General features: G+C 56.0%; 21 protein-coding genes and 1 rRNA gene. 12 read left to right on the top strand and 10 right to left on the bottom strand.

Translation table 11 applies throughout. The annotated features are described in order from the left end of the window. Nucleotides 1–146: ribosomal RNA gene (locus tag HZB34_09185) — 16S ribosomal RNA — on the bottom strand; the annotation flags it as partial. A gap of 305 nt (nt 147–451) precedes the next feature. Between HZB34_09185 and HZB34_09180 the strand changes: the two genes are divergently transcribed. From HZB34_09180 to HZB34_09165, 4 genes are all read left to right on the top strand, one after another. After that, nucleotides 452–1,489: a molybdopterin-dependent oxidoreductase gene (locus HZB34_09180; protein ID MBI5316131.1), complete on the top strand. Its 1,038-nt coding sequence runs from the start codon at nt 452–454 to the stop codon at nt 1,487–1,489. 262 nt (nt 1,490–1,751) lie between these two features. Next, a complete protein-coding gene (locus HZB34_09175) occupies nt 1,752–1,925 on the top strand; it encodes a type II toxin-antitoxin system RelE/ParE family toxin (protein MBI5316130.1) in 174 nt (57 codons plus the stop codon). A 28-nt stretch (nt 1,926–1,953) separates the two neighbouring features. Continuing rightward, nucleotides 1,954–2,220, top strand: a complete 267-nt coding sequence (locus tag HZB34_09170) for a HigA family addiction module antidote protein (GenBank protein MBI5316129.1) — start codon at nt 1,954–1,956, stop codon at nt 2,218–2,220. Nucleotides 2,221–2,267: 47 nt separating this feature from the next. Further along, nucleotides 2,268–2,540 (top strand): BrnA antitoxin family protein, encoded by a 273-nt coding sequence (locus HZB34_09165; protein MBI5316128.1) that lies wholly within the window; start codon nt 2,268–2,270, stop codon nt 2,538–2,540. A 347-nt stretch (nt 2,541–2,887) separates the two neighbouring features. On the opposite strand, the gene HZB34_09160 is transcribed toward HZB34_09165, so the two are convergent. From HZB34_09160 to HZB34_09150, 3 genes are all read right to left on the bottom strand, one after another. Continuing rightward, nucleotides 2,888–3,487, bottom strand: a complete 600-nt coding sequence (locus HZB34_09160; protein MBI5316127.1) for a hypothetical protein — start codon at nt 3,485–3,487, stop codon at nt 2,888–2,890. 139 nt (nt 3,488–3,626) lie between these two features. Then, complete coding sequence (locus tag HZB34_09155) at nt 3,627–3,851, bottom strand: hypothetical protein (GenBank protein MBI5316126.1); 225 nt, start codon at nt 3,849–3,851, stop codon at nt 3,627–3,629. Further along, on the bottom strand, nt 3,848–4,066 hold the full coding sequence (locus HZB34_09150) for a ribbon-helix-helix protein, CopG family (protein ID MBI5316125.1): 219 nt from the start codon (nt 4,064–4,066) through the stop codon (nt 3,848–3,850). Before HZB34_09150 ends, HZB34_09155 begins: the two co-directional genes overlap by 4 nt. A gap of 176 nt (nt 4,067–4,242) precedes the next feature. Here HZB34_09150 and HZB34_09145 point away from each other — a divergent pair, with 176 nt between their 5' ends. Beyond that, nucleotides 4,243–5,841, top strand: coding sequence for an ATP-binding protein (locus HZB34_09145; GenBank protein ID MBI5316124.1), 1,599 nt, complete (start codon nt 4,243–4,245; stop codon nt 5,839–5,841). A gap of 454 nt (nt 5,842–6,295) precedes the next feature. Here HZB34_09145 and HZB34_09140 read toward each other — a convergent pair whose 3' ends face one another. Both HZB34_09140 and HZB34_09135 read right to left on the bottom strand, forming a co-directional pair. After that, the gene (locus HZB34_09140) at nt 6,296–6,619 is read right to left on the bottom strand and encodes a glutaredoxin (protein MBI5316123.1); all 324 of its coding nucleotides are present in this window, start codon (nt 6,617–6,619) and stop codon (nt 6,296–6,298) included. A gap of 11 nt (nt 6,620–6,630) precedes the next feature. Further along, the gene (locus tag HZB34_09135) at nt 6,631–6,870 is read right to left on the bottom strand and encodes a BolA family transcriptional regulator (protein MBI5316122.1); all 240 of its coding nucleotides are present in this window, start codon (nt 6,868–6,870) and stop codon (nt 6,631–6,633) included. Nucleotides 6,871–7,250: 380 nt separating this feature from the next. Here HZB34_09135 and HZB34_09130 point away from each other — a divergent pair, with 380 nt between their 5' ends. From HZB34_09130 to HZB34_09115, 4 genes are all read left to right on the top strand, one after another. Then, the gene (locus tag HZB34_09130; protein ID MBI5316121.1) at nt 7,251–7,685 is read left to right on the top strand and encodes a response regulator; all 435 of its coding nucleotides are present in this window, start codon (nt 7,251–7,253) and stop codon (nt 7,683–7,685) included. A 100-nt stretch (nt 7,686–7,785) separates the two neighbouring features. Continuing rightward, the gene (locus HZB34_09125) at nt 7,786–8,838 is read left to right on the top strand and encodes a GHKL domain-containing protein (GenBank protein ID MBI5316120.1); all 1,053 of its coding nucleotides are present in this window, start codon (nt 7,786–7,788) and stop codon (nt 8,836–8,838) included. After that, the gene (locus tag HZB34_09120) at nt 8,835–11,354 is read left to right on the top strand and encodes a HAMP domain-containing protein (GenBank protein ID MBI5316119.1); all 2,520 of its coding nucleotides are present in this window, start codon (nt 8,835–8,837) and stop codon (nt 11,352–11,354) included. Before HZB34_09125 ends, HZB34_09120 begins: the two co-directional genes overlap by 4 nt. Further along, a complete protein-coding gene (locus HZB34_09115; protein MBI5316118.1) occupies nt 11,306–11,899 on the top strand; it encodes a DUF3365 domain-containing protein in 594 nt (197 codons plus the stop codon). Before HZB34_09120 ends, HZB34_09115 begins: the two co-directional genes overlap by 49 nt. 179 nt (nt 11,900–12,078) lie before the next feature. Here HZB34_09115 and HZB34_09110 read toward each other — a convergent pair whose 3' ends face one another. From HZB34_09110 to HZB34_09100, 3 genes are all read right to left on the bottom strand, one after another. Beyond that, entirely contained in the window at nt 12,079–12,531 is a 453-nt protein-coding gene (locus tag HZB34_09110; protein MBI5316117.1) for a polymer-forming cytoskeletal protein, read from the bottom strand. A gap of 61 nt (nt 12,532–12,592) precedes the next feature. Continuing rightward, nucleotides 12,593–14,890: a PBP1A family penicillin-binding protein gene (locus HZB34_09105; protein MBI5316116.1), complete on the bottom strand. Its 2,298-nt coding sequence runs from the start codon at nt 14,888–14,890 to the stop codon at nt 12,593–12,595. A gap of 138 nt (nt 14,891–15,028) precedes the next feature. After that, a complete protein-coding gene (locus HZB34_09100; GenBank protein MBI5316115.1) occupies nt 15,029–16,447 on the bottom strand; it encodes a sodium:solute symporter family protein in 1,419 nt (472 codons plus the stop codon). 92 nt (nt 16,448–16,539) lie between these two features. Between HZB34_09100 and HZB34_09095 the strand changes: the two genes are divergently transcribed. Next, nucleotides 16,540–16,698 (top strand): hypothetical protein, encoded by a 159-nt coding sequence (locus HZB34_09095; GenBank protein MBI5316114.1) that lies wholly within the window; start codon nt 16,540–16,542, stop codon nt 16,696–16,698. Between the two features lie 452 nt (nt 16,699–17,150). On the opposite strand, the gene HZB34_09090 is transcribed toward HZB34_09095, so the two are convergent. Continuing rightward, nucleotides 17,151–18,272, bottom strand: a complete 1,122-nt coding sequence (locus HZB34_09090; protein MBI5316113.1) for a sel1 repeat family protein — start codon at nt 18,270–18,272, stop codon at nt 17,151–17,153. Between the two features lie 1,063 nt (nt 18,273–19,335). Between HZB34_09090 and HZB34_09085 the strand changes: the two genes are divergently transcribed. Beyond that, nucleotides 19,336–19,830, top strand: a complete 495-nt coding sequence (locus HZB34_09085) for a TMF family protein (GenBank protein MBI5316112.1) — start codon at nt 19,336–19,338, stop codon at nt 19,828–19,830. Between the two features lie 191 nt (nt 19,831–20,021). Then, a complete protein-coding gene (locus HZB34_09080; GenBank protein ID MBI5316111.1) occupies nt 20,022–20,708 on the top strand; it encodes an FKBP-type peptidyl-prolyl cis-trans isomerase in 687 nt (228 codons plus the stop codon). The last annotated feature ends 54 nt before the right edge of the window (nt 20,709–20,762 follow it).

Genomic DNA, 20,762 nt, shown 5'->3' with positions numbered 1-20,762 from the left:
TTATTCCCCACTCGAGGGTAGGTTACCCATGTATTCCTCACCCGTTCGCCGCTTTACAAACGTATTGCTACGTCTTCTCGCTCGACTTGCATGTATTAGGCGCGCCGCCAGCGTTCGTTCTGAGCCAGGATCAAACTCTCATAAAGGTGTTCTTAGAATTTGGACCAAGGGCCACCACTTCAATACACTTACACCATTGCTCAACATTCTCTATTCAGTTGTCAAAGAACGATAGAAACGAACACGCGAGCCGTGCACTTTACTCCGTGCATAGACGCGTGTCAAGGGACCCGCTCGAGGCACTCTGCTTCGGGTAGTTTCCCTCTGATACCGCACCGTGACTCGCCGTCAGGCGCGGTCAACAGGTAGGACACAGCAACCAACTAACGGCGGTAAGATAGCAAGGCATTTTACAGGAGTCAAGGCCCATTTCCGTGTATAATTTGGCGTCATGTCGAATGACCCAACATCATTCGCTCTGCGACGACGGACCATATTGAAAGCGCTGGGTCTCGGCACAGTCGCCGGCCTGACCGGAGGCTGTGACGCGGTCGGCGGAGTCTTCGGCCGCATGTTCGCGGTGCCACCGCGCGAAACCACTTACTTCACCCCGACGTCAAAATTCTATGTCGTGAATTACGCCGATGGCGCCGTCTCCATGACGCGTGACGTGAACATCGAACAATGGAAATTGCACATCAAGGGAGAGGTAAAGCAGCCGATGTCACTCGGCTGGCGCGATATTCTCAACCGCGACTCCTATGATCAAGTCTCGACACTCATGTGTATCGATACGCTGCCGGGCGGCGACAGCATGGGGAACGCAACATGGCGAGGCATTTCGCTGAAGAAGCTGCTCAAAGATGCCGGTGCCGATGAAGAAACCGCGCGCGATGTGGTGTTCCGCGGCATCGATGGTTACGACGACAGCATTCCGTTCACGCGGGCTATGAGCGACGATGTGATGCTCGCCTTCCTGATGAACGGCGAAAAACTGCCGAGGGAACACGGTTTCCCGATTCGCCTCATCGTCCCGGGCCTCTACGGCATTAAGAATGTCAAATGGATCGCCGAGATCGAGGTCTACCCCGGTGACTATCAAGGCTACTGGCAGCGCAAAGGCTGGACCGACGACGGCACGATAAAAATCTTTTCACGCATCGACAGCCCCGGCCATTATCAAACACTCCGCGGGCCAGAACAACTGTTCCGTGGCATCGCCTTCGGCGGGCCCAACAGCATCAGCAAAGTTGAATTGAGCTTCGACGCCGGTCGGACATGGAACGAGTGCCAGATCGAACCGCCCATGTCACCCTACTCCTGGGTAATCTGGAGCTATACCTGGAAACTGCCTCAACGAGGCAAATTCCAAACCGTCGTCCGCGCGACGGATACCAAGGGGCAGCTGCAGATCGCGGAGATCGTCCGGCCGCAACCAGCGGGGGCGAGCGGACTGCACACCATTATAGCGGACGTTGAACAGGTCTAGCCTACCTACCCTTGCCAGATATTATCGAGTTGCGATAACCTGGGACAGTGATTGAGACCTTCGGGAATCGACTTGCAGAAGACCTGTTTGATGACCGACGCTCGAAAGCTGTGCTGCAGTGCCGGAGTAGGTGGTACTGGACGATCAAGCAGCGCGCAGTTTGCCGATTTCCTGTGATTTTCTGGGGTCTACCTCTCGGTGTCTGACGTTTCATATCGCTCATGATGTCATGTAATCGATTTTGAGATAGGTTCTACTCTATGTGCACGACGCGGCAGAACTCGGAGATCTTCGCGAACCGCCTGGCAATCGACTGGAAGCACTGCGAAGAGACAGGAAAGGATTTCATTCGATACGGATCAATGATCAGTGGCGTGTGGTTTTTCGCTGGCAAGACGGAAACGCCTACGAAGTCCAAGTCATAGATTACCATTGAGCCCCGAAGGAATGAGAGAGGTGGTGCAATGAGACTCCCCAAGAACCCATTTCATCCTGGCGAGATGTTGCTCGAAGAGTTTCTGATTCCCGGAAAGATAACCCAAGCCGCACTGGCCCAGAAGCTTGGCTGGACACGCGCACGTCTGAATGAACTCATCAACGGCAAACGCGCCATTACAGCCGACTCTGCCATCGACCTCTCACGCGTGCTCGGCACTTCGGCCAAGCTGTGGATGAATCTCCAGGCAACCTATGATCTCGATAAAGCGCTCCGCCGAAGAAAAATTGCGTAGTCTTGCTTGTACTGCTGGCCTAGAAGTTGCGCATTGGATCAATCACTGTGAAGAAGCCTACTACCAAGAAACGATCGCGGACGAACTGGGCAAGAATTGACGCGATCAAGGACCGCGAGATCGATCTTTCTGATATCCCGGAGCTGGGCAAGGCTTTCTTTAAGCGTGCCACGCTGAGGCTTCCTGAACCAAAGACCGCCGTCACCATTCGATTGGATCGTCAGGTCTTGAATTGGTTCAAAGCAAAGGGGCCTGGCTATCAAACACGAATCAACGCCCTTCTCAGGGCATATATGGAGGCGCACAAAGGAGTGCGGTGAGGGTGTAGCAGGTGTGCTTTGTGCTCGCGGAACGCGCGGCCTCAGAAGGCCCTCGTTCAACGCGCGCAGTAAACCACACCCGCAACGCCCTCACTAAAGAGATAGACGAACGAACAAGTCGGTCTCAACGGTGGTGACTGATGTGATCGCCCTGCTCGCAGAACGCGCACGATGAAACTGTGCTCGTCCGATGCGCGCAGTGAACGACAGTCCGGTCGTCCTCGCTGAGAGAGAGTTGAGAACAATAAGAACACCTGCCAGCGCCGTTCTCACTCGTATGCCCACCTCAACAGCAGTGCCGCGATTCTTAGTTCGCTGATGGCAAATTGATAGACTACAACTCCATCTCATCTCTGCTTGAAGATGGCGTAAAGAGCCCAAAAGTTATTGTATTTACCAGCCGTCTCACCATAGCCCGGAAGCATTAGCGCCCCGCAGGTTGCCTTATAACCATCAAGACGCCTTCCCAACGGCTTCCATCCCACTCCGCGACATCCATCTGGAACTATAGAATGTGTTCCACTCCTCCACCATCTTTGAACCTCAGGGGACCAGGTGAAAGCCAACAACACGCCGTAGCTGTTAGCCAGTTTTGGACAATACCAGGCATTATCTTCATCCAAGCGAAATCTTTTAATTCGTTTCGCGTCATCAGATAGTTCTTTGGCCTTTACCGCTGACTCCAACCTCTTACCCTCTATTACAACCATGGCTCTAGATTTCCGGTTGAGAGCAAGCATATCAAGCCTAGACCCCGCGTTTTTTCTGAACGAGACTTCTGTGACGAGGTGCCATCCCGACTCAAGGAAGCAGTGTCCGACATGAGCAGTGATATTTCGTTCCGACATATCATTGTCACCGACCGCGGGCCAGTAACTTTCTGTCATAGACTTAATAAGGGAACGAATCCCTTGTCTGATTATGGCCTCAACCGTCTTAGACTTCATCTGTACCTCCAAAGGATTCTCACTCAGCCCATGCTACTGCAAGCTGGGACCGTACCGCTCGGCGAAGTCGCTGAACACCTTCTGAAACGTGCGCTGGTTAATGGCCGGCCGCATCAAACGCTCCGGCAAGAAGGAGCGCTTACTTTCTTGGCCGTTTCTTGGCCAGGTTCCAGAAGCCACGCGGATCAGTGACCCTCAAACCACTGATTTCATCCGCCACATCCAGCAAATCTTTGTCGCCCGTGATGAACACATCGGCCTTGGCAGCTAATGCGGGAGTGAGAACCTGTCGAATGCCATCGGCACAGAGCCAATGCGTCGCAAGCCTGCTGACGAAAACATTGGTATCGAGACAGACCTTCACGAGACGGTTTTGAAAACGTCCTTGTCCGTGAGAAAGCCTCGCGCTTCCGCAAAGGGCATGGCCTTGTGGCGAAGCGGCTCAAACGTCATCAATGAGAGCTGCCGGCGAAGCGCATCTCGCACGACCTCGCTTCGCTTTCGTTTGGAGCGACGGCAGAACTTGTCGAGCATCCGATCAAGCGCTCGATCAAGTCGAATCGTGACCGTGGTTCTCATATCACACAATGTATTACGAATCCCCTGAAAACGAAAGTGAGTTGCCTTCGATCCCTGTCTAATCCGTACTCACCAGTCTGACCCCCACCGCGAAGTTCGTCTCACTCGCCTTGATTTCGCCTCTGTCTCCGTCTACAGTCCCTTTCTCCACACAGCGCAGATTCACGGAGTCAAATATGGGCGAGACCCGCGTCGATCTTGAACATCTGTTGGAAGACCTGCGGGATGCCTATCCCTACAGCATCGCGGAAACGATCCTCACCGAAATCATCGCCAACTCGCTGGACTCGGGGGCCAGCCGGATCACCATGACGGCTGACCCAGCGCAGTCCACGCTGACCGTCATAGACAACGGGTCCGGCATGCAGCGGAAGGCGATGCGCCAGTATCACGACATCGCTGCCAGCACGAAAGTTCGCGGCCAAGGCATCGGGTTTGCCGGAGTCGGCATCAAACTCGGATTGTTAGTATGCGAAGAGGTGCTCACGGAAACCAAGCGCGGCAGCACACACGTAGCGACGCGGTGGCACTTGGCTTCGCGCCATCGCGCGCCCTGGCAATGGGTGCCCCCGATCGGACTGGTTAGCGAGCAGGGTACTGCGGTGAGGTTGAAGCTACAAACCCCACTCTCTCCTCTTCTAGACCCTGGATTTGTCGAAGGGGTGATGCGTCGGCATTTCCAGCCGTTGCTTGAATCTCCCTTCGATTCCTTTCTGGCCTCCTATTACCCAGCTGGGATTGCCTTCGAAGTGAATGGACGATTGTTGGAGAGGTCTCCCCTGTCGACGCCTGAGCAAGCCCCGTTGACCATTCGATTGGCCCGGCGGCGCAAACCTTCGGCGTTGGGATATCTGTCCCGCCATCCCGCGCCATTGCCGGAGGATCAACGTGGCGTGGCGATCAGCACGTTGGGGAAAGTCATCAAACGAGGATGGGACTGGCTGGGCGTGACGTCGTTGCAGTCGGAACGGATCAACGGCTTAATAGAAGTCCCGGACCTGGCGGCCTCACTCACGCTCAACAAAGGGGATTTCATCCGAACGGGCACCAGAGGGGCTGCCTACCTTGCCTACCGGAAGGCGATCCAAGAGGCAGTCTCTAGACAATTGGAAGCTTGGGGCGATGGGCGTGCTGGAACTCCTGAAGCCTCATCCCGAATGATGCGGCCGTTGGAGCGAGATCTGGATCGAGTGCTGGAAGAATTATCCGACGACTTTCCGTTACTCGCCTCACTCGTCGAACGCCGAGCCGGTGGCCAAAAACGATTGCCGATCGATGCCAAAGCACCAAACATCTCAGCGGGAACAGAATCCCTTGTAATCCTGACCGGCACATCGATAGACGAACCGCGTCCGAATGAGACCGAACCAACTCAGCCGGAAACACCCGCTCAGCCTACCGACCAGGACACAACGGCGACCGAGCCTGCGACGGCCGCAATCCCTACTTCACCGTCTGCCATGTTCCCTGGTCAAGGACGATCTCGTGCTCCGATGCGCTATGGACTGGGCGTTCAGTTTGAGGATCGCCCCGATGATTCTGAACTGGGCCGGCTCGTTGAGTCCACTGTGTGGATCAACCAAGCCCATCCAGCCTATCGACGCGCGCTGGCATCCCGCTCCGTGGGTTATCACATTTCGCTCGCCGTCGCCCTCGCGCTGGCCCCCTTAGCCGTGGAACCGGATCATGAGCATAACTTCATCACCAAGTTTCTATCCCACTGGGGCCAGGCGCTCGATCAGCCCCAAGGACGCCGTCGTCGCCCGCGAAAGTGATTGAGCGACGGTTCGTCGTGTAGCTGCCCCAAAACCCTATCCTGATATTCGAAGGAGACCTGGCTTGGTCCTATCTGCGCGCGTCCAACGAGGGTCTTCTGAGACCGCGCGTTGCGCGAGCAGACCTCGCTTCATTTTCCCCTCCCAACCGCTGCTAAAGCCACAATAGTAGGCTGACAGGCGGAAACGGAGATCGCCATCACCGGAGAGGGCGGGACACAACTTGCCGCAGCTCGCGACTGTTGCTCTTCACTTCCCCCCCCCCTCTTGTCGTTGCTGTGGGGGACAAATAACGAGGGCGACGGTCATGCTCTCACTGCGCGCGGCTTTCTCACCCGCCCACCCACTGGCACGCCGAGACGTGCCATTAGCCCGAGCGAGGGGCTTTCAGAGGCTCGCGCGTTGCGCGAGCACAAGAGCATGATCGTCGCCCTCGTCGCTTCGAATCTTTTTTTTATTTTCCGAACGCCTTTTTCAGCAGCGGCTCCATCTCACCTTTGGCCGCCATCGGATCCAGAATATCGGTATCGCCGTAAAACTGCCCGTCGATGAACACCTTGGGGAGCGTCGGCCAGTTGGTCATCTTAACCAGCGCCTCTCGCTTGGCCGGTTGAGACAGGACGTCGATGAGCTCAAACGGATACCCGTACTTGTCGAAAAACTGAATCGTTTCCCTTGTGAACCCGCACATCGGCATCGATTTGGTGCCCTTGCCATAAATCAAAATCTTGTGCGCGGCGACTTCCTTGTTGATTTCGTCTTGAATGGGATCTGCCATAGGTCGGCCTCCTAAGCTTCGTCGGTTGTTCGAGCAGTAATTTCGAGCGCATGAATTCGCCCATCTTTCATCGGGACATCCAAGGATTGATAGACCAAACGATGCCGGTCCAGCAGATTCTTCCCCGCGAAGGCAGCCGAGACCACCATCACCTTCAGATGATCCATCGTGCCGGTTCGATCCGATACCGTGACGACAGCATCCGGCATCATCTTCCGCACATATTCCGTCAGCACATCAGGTGTAATCATGCCCTCTCCAATTCAGTGGCTACGAGATTACCTCAGCCCCGGGCTGAAAGGCAATTCGGACCCTCTCTCGTCTATCTGGTCTATTCGGTCTATCTGGTTTGTCCGGTCTTAGTCTGGTTCAACCAAACACACGAGACAGACCAGATAGACGAGATAGACCAGAGAAACCAGACAGACCAGATGCTGGTGGTGGATTTCAGCACATGATGGTGGATATCAACAAGAGCTGCGTGTATCACGTTCAACAATACTTCACTTTGCAAGGAATCTAATCCGTTTCTGCATGGCAATGCTGGCATGCTCATTGCGTTCCGGTGGAGCAATTACATGTGAGCCGATCATGATGCCTCCACATGTACCTATCAACAAAGGAGGGTGCCATGAGTGAGTTTAAATCCGGGTCCTTTATCGGAGGAGAGGCCTGCGAGGGACGGGTGCTTATAGTAGACGACGAGCCCGATATTCGCAAAGTCGTGAAGATGACCCTGCAGAAGGCCGGCTATGAAGTCCTTGAAGCGGAAAACGGTGAGAAGGCGATCGAGGTCATTAATTCGGGCGAAAACCGGCTTCTCCTCGATGTCGTGATCTGCGACATCCGTATGCCGAAAATCAATGGAGCTGAAGCCGTCGCGTACTTTAGAACAAACTACCCCCGTGTCCCGTTGATCGTGCTGACCGGTTTTCCTGACACCGATATGGCGACATCTTTCCTCCGGCAAGGTGTGGTCGATTATCTCGTCAAGCCGGTTGAAGGAGAGAAGTTGAGAGCCGCGGTCGCGCGGGCCATGGATCAACGCGAGCTTGCACGGCTGTGACCATGAGACGCCAATTCCCTCTGTGCCGAGGAGAAACATTCTTTGCTTTTCTCTCTTCGGGACAGCAAGGCACATGCCTGCCATAGGGAGACCGGCTGATATGGAACGGCCCCGCCATACCAAGGTCGCCATCGTCGGAGCGGGCCGCGGCGGTCACGCACTGCTAGACCTACTGCACCGAGTCCCGTCGATTGAAATCATCGGTATTGCAGACCGTAATCCCAACGCACCAGGTCTGCAACGAGCGCATGAGCTTCGCATCCCCGTCATCACCGATGTGCTGGACCTGATCCGCAACCATGGCGCGAGTCTGATTATGGATGTCACAGACGATCCGGAGATGGAAACCTATCTCCATGCCCACCGAGCTCCGACGACGGATATCCTCAGCGGATCATCCTCCCGGTTGCTGTGGGAACTGGTCCAGCATGAATCCATGCTGGAGGCAGAACTCCTCCAATCAGAAAAGCTTGCGGGGATCGGCTCATTTGCTGCGGGCATCGCCCATGATATCAACAACCCCCTGCAACTCATTTTGGGATTGGCGGAAAACCTCGCCGAGGAACGAGACCTGGCCGCCGTCCACGAACAAGCTCGTGACATTATTGAAGCGGTCAAACGGACGAGCGCCATCTGTCGGGACCTCACTCGGTACTCACGCCGCGCGTCTCCCCACGAGGATGTGCCGGTGTCTGTCAGCGGCAAGCTGGACGAGGCGCTGAGAATTGCGCGCTATGCTTCGAGCCTTCACGATATAGACATCATCAAACATTATCAGCCTGGGGCTGCGGTCCTAGGCAATCCGGATGAATTACTGCATGTCTTCGTGAACCTCATTACCAATGCGGTCCATGCCATGGAGCAGACCAGGGGGACCCTGACGCTCGAGACGGCCGTCCTTCACGGAGAGGTCAACGTCCGGATCTCCGATACTGGATGCGGCATCGCCCCTGAAAAAATCCCCGAAATTTTCGAGCCGTTTTTCACGACGAAGGCCCCGGGCAAAGGTACGGGGCTTGGACTCTATAACGTCAAAACCATCGTCAACAACATGCACGGAGTGATTGCGGTTGACAGTCAGATTGAAAAAGGCACGACCTTTACCTTGATCTTTCCCAACGGGGAACCGGGCGAACAGGGAGGCCTGTCATGAATTCGGCGCCTCCACCCGCTCCCCCCAACCGGCGATGGGGGCTCCAACCCAAACTGATCCTGTCCATGTTGCTCGTCGGAATGGTTCCCCTCATCGTAGGGCTCGGTCTCGCCTTTTGGCAGGGCTCTCGCGAGATCCAGGTCGTGAGCGGCGAGAGCTTCAAGGCCTTGGCCGAAGAGACAGCGCGAAAAGTCGATCTCTTGATGTCTGATGAAGTGGGCCGATCGGCACGGATTGCGGCAGACCCTTCGATGATCATGGAACTCGAGCAACGGCGAGATGCCCTGTTGGACATGGCAGAGGGTCCCCGCCGCGACAGGGCAGAGCAGCTCAAGAGGGGCTGGGAGGCCAAGGACCCAACAGCAGTCCAGTCCATCACGGGGAACAAAATGGCCGGGCTCATTCAAGAATATTTTTCAGGGGCCAAGAGCGAAGCCGATCTACTGATACCACAAGTGGTCCGCTCCGCCACCAAGATGCTGTACGTCACTGACGTCGAGGGCAACCTGGTTGCCTCTTCAAACACCTTGCCGCCCTATGCCAATAGAGACACCACCTGGTGGAAAGGCGCGTCCCACCGAGGGGTCGGCCAGCTCTTCATCGAAGACGTGCACTTCGACGAACAGGCTCAGAGCTATGTCATCAGCATTTCGCTTCCCATCATGGATCGCATCCGGTATGGAGTGGTCGGTGTCCTTCATCGCGTGATCGACGCCAAGGAGTTGATCTCGCCCTCGATCTCGCCCATTCGGTTCGGCAAGACCGGGCATGTGATGCTGATTGACCAACGCGGCATCGTCTTGAGCTGTCCCATCCTGCCGACCGGCGTCAAGCTCTCCGATGCAGAGCTCGTCCCCCTCGTCACGCCTCCTCAGCCCGGCTGGGTCAGTGCGCCGAGTGATGGCCACGGAGGGCAATCGACCTCGATCATCGGATTCGCCCCGATGCCGGAAACCAGTCGTGCCACCAATAGCGAGCTCGGCAAAGGTTCCTGGCATACCTTTGTCTGGCAAGCCTCCGACGAACTTTTTGCTCCCATCCGTCACTTCCTTATCTGGATGGCTGTTTTCAGTCTTGTCGCCGTCGGACTGATGACGTCGCTCGGCTACCTTGCAGCCAAACGCATCGTCACACCAGTCCGGCGATTACAGGCCGCGGCGCAATTGGTCGGACGTGGCGAACTTCAGCAACCCATCGCCATTCAGACCGGCGATGAGATCCAGGACCTGGCCGACGAGTTCAACCGGATGAATCGTCAATTGGAAGCGGCCTTTGCGGGTCTGACCGATCAAGTGGCCATCAAAACGCAACAGGTGGAATCTCTGCTTCACTCGACGGATGAGATCCTGGATGCAGTCCCGACCCCGATCATCATGGTCAATAAAGACGAACAGGTGCAGTACATCAACCGGGTCGGGCGCGACTCCTTTCAGGCGCCAGATGACACAACCGAATCCATCCCGTTGTTCGAAATACTGCCTGTCGACGCAAGTTTACGAGAGCATTTGCAAAAAGAATTCCGACGCGCGCGAAACGGGGGCACAGTCGAGACAGCGTCTGGGACAGAAGATACCGCTGCTGTCAACCGCGCCCGTGATCCGTTGGCACCTGAGACGGGGATGGCGGAACCAAACAATCGCCAGGAGATTCAGATCGGCTCCAGACGATATCACTATCAGTGGTTTCACATGGTAGGGAGAAACCGAGGAGAGGATCGGGTCGGCTTGGTCTTCAGGGATACGACTGACGACAGCCTCCTCCAAGACAAGATCATCCAAGCGGAGAAATCAGGCAGCTTGGGGACCCTCACAGCCGGAATCGGACATGAGCTGAACAATCCTCTCTTCGGAATTCTTGGACTTGGAGAAGCGATCGAAGAAGAAGCCGACCTCGACCGCGCAAGATCCTATGCCCGCGACATCGTCCAACATGGCCGTCGGATGGCGGCGATCATTCGAGACTTCACCGGCGTCACGGCCCGCGAGACGTCGAATCAACGGCATGCGGTTCACCTCGAACGGGAACTCGATCAGGCCATCGCGACAGTCACTGGTAGCCTAGACACTTCAGGACTCACCATTCAGAAATCGTATGCGGGAGACTCCTCGGTACTGGCCCTCCCCGACCAATTGAGACAGGCCTTCGCAAACCTGCTCACGAATGCCATCCAGGCGATGAAGGGCCGGGGCAGCTTGCGCCTCTCAACCTCTCTCATCGATACCTCCGTCGTGACCACGATCGAAGATTCGGGCCCCGGCATTCCAAAACAGCACCTATCGAAAATTTTCGACCCCTTCTTTACCACGAAGGGACAGGGCGAAGGATCAGGGCTCGGCCTGACCGTCGCGCGCCGCATCATCAAGAAATTTGGAGGGGACATCAGAATTGAGAGCCAGGAGGGGAGAGGCACGTCCTGCATCGTCACTCTCCCCCTCATCCCTCCTCTGCCACCCCCACAGGAGGCTCCATGCATCGAGTCACAGTCTCACTCTACACCGCAGCCCTTTCCATCCTAATCTCCGGACTCTGGTGGGGGCCCTCCGCCTTCTCCGCAAAGGAACGGTCTGGATCGCCAGGCATCCAGCCGGAGAAAGCAGCGGCGTATATCTATGACGTGATCAAAGCCGATCGCACGTTATATACGACGGAAATCGTCAATCGGCTCCAGGCGAAAGGGGTGGCCTCGGCGTCCGAACATTGGGAACAGGAGAATGCCCTCATGCTGCCGGCGCAGTTCCTTCAGCATTCGGGCAAACTGGCAGCAGAAAACGGAAGTGAGATTCGGTATCGGCTGATCGGCCTCTGGCCTATCTATCGGCGCAATGCTCCAGTGAGCGACCTTGAACGCAACGCCCTAGAGTCTCTCCGGAAGAATCCCTCCATGCCGGTCACAGGAATTGTGACGAGCGGGCGCAAACAATATTTCCAGGCAATCTATCCGGATCTTGCTGTCTCACAGGCCTGTATCGACTGCCACAACGGTCACTTGCTCAGCCCGAAACGGGACTTCAAGCTCAACGATGTCATGGGTGGCATCGCCATCACCATTCCACTGGAATGACGTGTGGGCGTGAAAGGCGCGACGGGCGAGACGGGTTGGCCTAGCCCAACTAGTTTCTGCAGGCTGCTTCAGCATCATGGTTAGGATCAACAGGAGGAGCCTGACGAACAAGCCATAGTGAAGGGTTATGGCGCTTCTTCATGGAATGGACCAACACGGGAACGGACAGGTGACCCTCGTCAACGCATGTCGCCGCCGGCTTCTTTATCAAGGAGCTGGACCTGTTTGGCCCGGTGTGCGGATAGATCGCTGACGCCGCCTGGCAACTTCGGAAGCTCGTCGGTCCAGGGCGTGACCCCCATGTCCGTCACACCTTGAAGCTTGGCACCCTCTTCAATGACCAACAACGGCGTGAGTACCTCTCCGATGAGCGTCGCCGTCTTCATCAACTGGACTCGCTCATTTGCCATCACCTTGGCCTTGATGCGGCCACTGCTGACGACTGAGCCGGCTGTAATCGTTCCCTGGACCAGTCCATCCTCGCCGATGATGACCTGGCCCCTGGTCTGAATGTCACCGTCGAGACGACCATCGATCCGTACCGTCCCTTCAACGTGAATCTCGCCTTTCAGCACCACCCCCTTGGCCAAGAGGGTAATGTTGTCATCTCCGCCAAAGCTATTGCCCTTCATGCGTCATCCCCCCTTTCGTCCGGTCCCTGGCGTGAGCTTACACCATTCCCCTTGGCGAGTCCTAGGAGAATCCGAAAGTGTGCCTGAGCCGTTCCCATATCCCCTCTCCATGCACTTCACAATAGACGGTCGGTTCAGTGCCCTCGATAAAGACTTCCGATACCTCCTCGGGACATTGAGTGGTGGCCAGCTGCCCTGTTTTCGGATCGATGGTGCGCGTCACGACACCTGGCGGCATCACGAACGGGGATGCAGTGGGCGGAATAATCCGGCGTGCGAGATCGATCCAGATAGGTAAGGCCGCCTGGGACCCTGCAAGACGCAGAGATCGCTCATCGTCGAATCCAACCCAGACTCCAATGACCACATCGGATGTGTAGCCGACGAACCAGGCATCGCGATAACCGTCGGTTGTGCCGGTTTTTCCTGCCACTGCCCCTGGGAGTCCGAGCACTTTCGCTTTGCTCGCAGTGCCCCGCTGGATCACACCTTCCAGGAGGGACGTCAATACATAGGCCCCTTGAGGCGAGGTTGCCTGTTGCCGATCCGGTACGGCACTCCAGACGATATCTCCCTGCCGATCTCTGGTCGATCGCACCGTAGTCGGCTTCACGGCGATCCCTCCGTTGGCGACCGCCCCGTATGCCGCCGTGATCTCCATCAAGGACACAGACGAACTGCCCAACGCGACTGACGAAAGATCCTCACCGATCGCACTCGTTATCCCGAGACGATGGAGCAACTGCACAATCGGCTTGGTCCCCACCGTCTTTGCTGCCTGTACCGCCGGCACATTGCGCGACTGTTCCAACGCGCTCCGCACGGTGATAGGCCCATAGAACTGTTTGTCGTAGTTCTGCGGAGACCAGGGGCCCACCCCTGACTCAAAGGTTACAGGCTCATCAGCCAATAGACTCGCGGCAGTCAAACGGCCCGCCCCGCTTTCCCGAGCCGCTTCCAGCGCCGTAAGATACACAAAGGGTTTAAAGAGGGAGCCCGGTTGCCGTTGCGCCTGCAGGGCGCGGTTGAATTGGCTCCTCCGGTAGTCCCTCCCTCCGGCCAACGCCAGCACAGACCCGGTCTTGGGATCGAGCACCACCACTGCCCCCTGTATCGGTTCCAGCGACCTGTCAACGAGATGGGGGTGTGTCGTCTCTAACTTGGCCAATCCCTTCTCCAGCAATTCGGTAGCAGCCTGTTGGATCATCGGATCGAGCGTGCTATCGATCCGTAAACCCTCCGGCAAGGGAACAACGCCGGCCTCCTCCACCTGCCGGAGTACGGCATCGAGGAAATACGGCGCATCGGTCAAGACATCTTCCGGCGGAGTCACACGCAACGGTGCATTGGCGGTACGACTCCAGACCTCTTCCGTCAGAAGTCCTAGTTCCTTCAGCCTCCGCAACACGACATTGCGCCGCTGCTTCGCCAGATCAGGATGTTTCGTCGGCGCATAGCTATTCGGCCCCTTGATCAATCCCGCGATCATCGCAATCTCTTCGACCGTCAGCTCCCCAAGGGCCTTGCCGAAATAGCGATGGGCTGCCTCGCTGACCCCGTAGATCGAGACGAATCCCGCCTGTCCGAGATAGATTTCATTCAGATAGCTTTCCAGGATGTTCTGTTTCGTATACTTCACTTCCAGCACCAACGCAGCCAGAGCCTCCTTGAATTTCCGCCCCATCGTCCGTTGCGGAGAATAAAATAGATTTTTCGCGAGCTGCTGCGTGATGGTGCTGCCCCCCTGCACCACACCACCCTTCGTGAAATTGGTCCAGAGCGCCCGTCCCACGGCAACCGGATCGATGCCGAAATGGGAGTAGAAGCGGCGATCCTCGATGGTCAGGACTGCCTCGATAATCCCCGGAGGAATCTGCGCCAACGGAATCCACTCCCGCACCTGGCGTGACTCACCACGCACACCGCTGAGGAGTTCCGGTTCGAGAAAGATGGAGAAGAGCGGCGTGCGGTCACGTGGAGATAGAACATCCGTCACCCGTCCCTGATCCAACGGCAACGTAACCATGGTTGCGGCGACATAGTTCTCCGGCTGCGGATGGAGATAGATCGTCAGGGCCTCCTCTGTCAGCTGATAGTCGCCGGGAGCCTGCGCAGTCTGTACTCGTCGATAGCCCAGCCGTTGCAACCGTTCAAGCAGACGGCTGTGCGCGAGTGAGAGCTCCGGTTTCAGGAGGAAGGGTCCGCTATAGAGACGTAGGGGAGGATGATCATCGCTCCTGGGCAATTCAAGAAAGGTCGCCAGATACGCGCCATAGGCGGCGACGACGAGCCCGAGCGCCACGACGAGGCCCCCCAGGACCATGCTCACATATGTCACCCATCCGGCAGATCGCTTCATGATTCTAGACCCTCACCGCAGCATAACAAACAAGCGGAACTGTTTATTTGGTTATTTGGTTTGTTTCGTTTATTTGGTTGAACCAGACAAACCAGATAAACCAAAGAAACCAAACAAACTAAAGCAACCGCCACATGGTCACGCTTTGCGCCTTCCGATCTTCTGGGGCAGAAGGGAGCCGATGATCATCCCCGCTGCTGCCGCGAGAAATCCGACCAGTTGCGGATGCCAGATCGAATCGGAAGGGCCGAACAGTTCCAGCCCAAGCCAAGTCATCAATCCAGCCGCGAAGGCACACAGGGCCCCTTGCGTCGTCGCGCGGGGCCAGAAAAGCCCGGCAGCGAGCGGTATGAATGCCGTCACAAGCGTCACGCTGTAGGTGTTCACCACGAGCGTGTAGATGCTGGAGCTGGAACCGAGTGCGATAGCCAGGACCACGGCGGCAAAGATCACCACGACCAGCCGCATGACCCGAAGAAACTCCCCATCACTGAGGTGAGGCAGAATCCCTTTGATCACGTTTTCGCTCAGCATCACGGATGGCGCCAACAAGGTCGCGCTGGCACAGCTCATGACCGCAGAAAGGACTGCCCCGAAGAAGACGATCTGCGCAAAGACCGGCGTGTGGCGCATGATCAAGGTCGGCAGCACGAGTTGAGAATCCTCATTGAGCAGCGTCGTGAACAAAGCCGGATCGACCAGCGTCGCCGCATAGGCGAGAAACATCGGCACAAAACAGAAACAAAAGTAGAGTCCTCCGCCCAGGATCGATCCACGCACCGCGGTCCTCTCATCCTTGGCCGACGTCACGCGTTGGAATACATCCTGTTGGGGAATCGAGCCCAACATCATCGTCACCCAAGCCCCGATGAAAGGAACCCAAGCCGCAAAGGTTGCAGGGGGGAAGAAATCCAGCTTGCCGGCTGTCGCCGCATGATCAATCACCACACCCACGCCCCCGACCATTCCGCTGACGACAGACGCAATATAGAGGAGCCCCCCCATGATCACGGAGATTTGGACAAAGTCTAAAATGGCAACGGAAAACATGCCTCCAAACGTCGTATAAACCAGAACGATGACCGCGCCGATCACCATCCCGACGGGCTGGCTCACCGCGCCATCAGTCACCACGTTCAGCACCAGTCCGAACACTTTGAACTGCGCAGCCACCCATCCAAGATAGGACCCGGCAATACAGACGGCACAGAGAACCTCGACTGGACGGTTGTACCGCTGACGATAGAAATCGCCGACAGTCAGGAGATTCAGGCGATAGAAACGAGGAGCAAAGAACAGGCCGACCAGGATCAAGCAGAGGCTTGAGCCAAACGGGTCAGCCACGACGCCCCGTAAGCCTTCCTTTACAAACGTGGCTGAAATTCCAAGCACAGCCTCTGCGCCAAACCAGGTGGCAAAGACCGTGGCAATCACAACCGGCAGCGGCAGGCTACGGCCTGCCACTGCAAAATCCTTTGCTGTATGGACCCTCCTGGCAGCAGCCAGACCGATCCCCACCGACAGGAGTAGATAGAGAACGACGAATCCAAGGATCATGCGGGCGGCTTAGACATTAGGTGTGGGCGGATTCTAGCAGGTGGGGGCGGGGGTGGCCAGGTACCCTTCTTGCTCGCAGAACAGGAGACGGGATGGAACCTGATGATCTCCTGGGCTCGCGCAACGCGCGGCCTCCGAAGGATGGAAAGGGTAGCCTGGCCGTCCTCCTGCTCGCGGAACGCGCGCAATCGAGGATCGACCAGGCCACCCTTGAAAATCAAATGGGGAATTGGGAAGGCGCGCGCAGTTAACGATAGTCTGGCAACTCATGGCGAAGGTTTGCTCGACGGGTGTAGCAGAACAAATGATGACCAATCATGGTTCAGACCCGCAGGGTGGATTCCGCCCCCCAGAGGTGGCAGGAATACGTAAATGGGGAATGAGGATCAAAATCCTTCTTCAGGTGGGAAGGCAATACGTTTGATTATCATAGGAGTTTTTGGGTCAATGCTGAATGGTTCAAAAAGAACTGGTTTTGACTCATCATATGCAGATGGTTTGCTTGGCTAAAATTGTTTGTTTTGGTCTAAGTGGTACGGTGGACTTTCTTCAGCAACCCTTGAACTGACGTGCCTGACATTGTTGCGTGAGCCGCTGGGCTTCTGCCACCTGTGCGGGAGTGAGCTGCTTTGCAACAGCATCTCGACGTTGTTCGGTCTCCGTGGCCTTTCCCCCTTGTCTTCGATATTGCTCGACCGAAAGGTTAAACCACATATAAGCTCGTACATAGCTTTGCTCCACGCCACGTCCATCGCGGTACATTTCGCCGAGTGAATCTTGCCCTCGGAACGCCCTTGCCATCGACGTAAAGATAACCGAGGTTGTTCTGCGCAACCGCGTTCCCCTGGGCAACCGCCTGTTCAAGCCACTGTCGTGCTTTCGCATAGTCCTGCGGGACGCCCTGTCCGGTCGCATAGAGAGCGCCGAGATTGATTTGCGCATTTGCGTACCCCTGAGCTGCCGATTTTTCGTACCATAGCCGTGCTTGAGCATAGTCCTGTGGGACGCCGCGTCCCTTGGCATACAGAACTCCGAGGTTGAACTGCGCATTCGCATCGCCATGGTCAGCGGCTTTCTCATACCACGCACGTGCCACCGTATAGTCCTGCGGAACGCCCAGTCCGATGGCATACAAACCGCCGAGATTGACCTGCGCAGTTGCAAACCCCTGTGCTGCTGATTTTTCGAACCATAGCCGCGCTTGAGTATAGTCCTGTGGGACGCCGCGTCCGTTTTGATACATCAGCCCGAGATTGGATTGCGCCTCCGCAAGTCCCTGAACAGCGGCTTTCTGGTACCACTCACGTGCTACCGGATAGTCCTGCGGCACACTCCGCCCCTGATCATAGAGGATACCGAGATTGTACTGCGCCTGCGCGGTGCCCTGGACAGCGGCTTTCTCCCACCACTGATGTGCCACCGTATAGTCCTGCGGCACACCCTTCCCCCCGGCATACAGCTGTCCAAGGTTGTATTGCGCCTCCTTGTCCCCCTGGGCCGCCGCCTTTTCATACCACCCCCGTGCCGTCGCATAATTCTGTGGGACGTAGTGCCCAAAGTCATAGAACTCTCCGAGGGCGGTCTGTGCTCTCATGTTGCCCTGCGTTGCCTGTGTATGCAGTTTCTGCAGTTCTTCTGTTGAGAGTTCGATCGGCGGGGAAGCAGGTACCTGCCCACCGATGTAACCATGCGATACAAGTTTTTGAGCGAAATCTCTTGCCAAGCCTGATAGAGGGGTAGATCCATGCAATGTGTATGTTTCTGAATAGGTGTCCCCCACAACTGAGCTCCCATCCTTTTGTAGAAGTAAGGGGTTATAGGTCATCGTGAGATATAAAGCGTTTTCATTCCCGTTTTTTTTACTTTGGACAAAAACCTGTGCTACGCCGTCTCTTTTAGTCTTTAGAATAAGGGGACCAATATAGCTAACTGGCTCAGCTGCCTTGTCACGGTTTACATACCATTGGGCTGGAGTCCCCGCTCTTACTATTTCATCGTACAATGATTCTGAAGCCTTTACTGAAATCGTAAACAGTACTGCAGATGCGCTAATATCATCGTAGGTACTGTTGAGGCCTTCCCCAGCGATTACTAAAACACCATGTACGCTTCTGTAAGGATTAGTCCTGTTCACTGCGCTACTGCCCGGGTTAGTGCTGGCCACACACCCTGTGAAAAACAACGCGAGGAGAGTCAGCACAATCGGTCTCAAATGTCGCCTCCTTTGACTGATCGAAGGAGCAGAGCAGGTTCGTAAGATAGCCTCAAGTTAAGATTCAGTTAACCTTACAATCTGTTCGAGGACGCTAAAGTCCACTAATATTTGTTTTTGAGCCTTCGAGACGATAGAGAAAAACCCCTTAAAAATCAAACTCAGCCGTGCCCAAAAGCATGAGAGTTTTTGGTCTCAGCAGTGACTTGACTTCGAGAAAGGAAAGGGTGTCGGGTCCCCCAGTTTCTGCTGAAGCCTGCCAGACTGCTGACCGCGACGGACGGTCCCGCCTTGTTTCCAACGCTCCGCCTTGCTTAGCTACGTAGCTGTACGCTCCTCTGGCAAGATTCTCAAAAAGACCGTCCAGCAAGGCCACAGCAAGCGGCCAAAGATAATTTCACCATGTTGGCCTACGCACTGCCGTCGAGCGAATCTTTCCTAATTCCTCATCGCCCCAGAGGGGGTGGGCAAACCATCCTTCACTGCGCGCATCGAGCGACCACTGCTTTATCGTGGGGGCTCTGCGAGCAAGAAGGATGGTTGCCTGCCTCCTTGCATCCTTCGGAGGGCGCGCGTTCCGCGAGCAGGAGAACGGCCAGGCTACCCATACCCCCCTATTCCCTTGAGCAATCTCGTGTTAGCCTGTTATCGATAGGTGCAACCAAGAAGGGAGCCTATGAGCGAACGCGCAAGTTGCCAGCCTGACTCCTCTCGGAACAGCATCGGCCTCTGGCCATACCTCCTCCTCATTGGAGCTATCGGTATAGGGCTGTTGTTGGCCGGACTACCGGCCCACGCGAGTGAATCTCAGACACCATGGGAATGTTCGAATTATACCGGCGACGCCCATACCCGCTGTTTGACTGCCTTCGTCGAAACGCAACGTGATCAGATCGAAGCCCTTCAAGAAAAAATGAAAGCCCAAGAAGAGACCGTCAGCCGCTTAAAAGATCAGCTCGACCGCCAGGCTTCTTCGAATGCCGATCTGCAACGGCGCCTGGCGCAACCGCCGGCCGTTGTACAAACAGCCCCTTTCTTATACAGCTATCCCTCCGTGGGGCTTGGCCTCTCCTTTGGTAGCCCCTGGATCTACGGATCACCATATTATTACCCCCCGTTCTTCTCCGGCCCCCGCTACTATGGACTGGGCTACTGGGGCCACCGTTGGTAACAAACTGGTTTTTTTGTTTATCTAGTTGATTTGGTTCATCTGGTTAGTCTCGCCAACCAAAACAACCAAACAAACTAAATAACAGTCTTCACAAAATTATCTTGAGCCCCGTTGCAACATCGCATACTCTACTCAAACCTGGACTTGGGATATCAGGTCCGTACAGCCTACTAATAAAGAAAGGACCCTTCATGCGTCTTATTACCATCAGTTTAGTGACCCTGCTCAGCCTTGGAACCCCGGCTGCATTCGCTGGAGCGACGGAGCCGACAACCGATGAGCAAAAAACCCTCTATGCCTTGGGATTAGCCATCAGCCAATCCCTCGGGGCCTTCAGCCTGAACGAATCTGAGCTCGAACTTGTGAAGTCCGGTATCAACGATGGGGTCTTCAAGAAGACCCCCAAAGTGGACCTCCAGACATTCGGCCCGAAGATTCAACAACTGCAACAGGCCCGTGCCTCCGTCGTTGCCGAAGCTGAAAACAAAGCGGGAAGTGCATTCCTCGCGAAAGCAGCAGCAGAATCAGGCGCCAAGAAAACCGAGTCCGGCGCTATCGTCACGACCATCAAGGAAGGGACCGGCGCGACCCCCAAAGTGACGGATACGGTCAAGGTTCACTATCACGGCACCCTGATCGACGGAACCGTGTTTGATAGTTCCGTGAAGCGAGGCGAGCCTGCCACGTTTGGATTGAATCAAGTGATCAAATGCTGGACGGAAGGGGTGCAACAGATAAAAGTCGGCGGCAAGAGCAAGTTGATCTGCCCGGCGAATCTCGCCTATGGCGATCGAGGCGCGCCCCCCACGATCAAGCCCGGCGCGACGCTGGTCTTCGAGGTCGAACTCTTGGAGATCGTGGCCAAGCCAAAATCATAACCTCACCAGCAGTGGCCTGCACCGCAATCCTCAGCGAAGTCAGGCAGGAGATGC

Source organism: Nitrospirota bacterium (assembly GCA_016219645.1).
Lineage (GTDB): Bacteria > Nitrospirota > Nitrospiria > Nitrospirales > Nitrospiraceae > Palsa-1315.
Note: the sequence above shows the minus strand (reverse complement) of the source record. Positions and strands in the feature narration are given on the sequence as shown.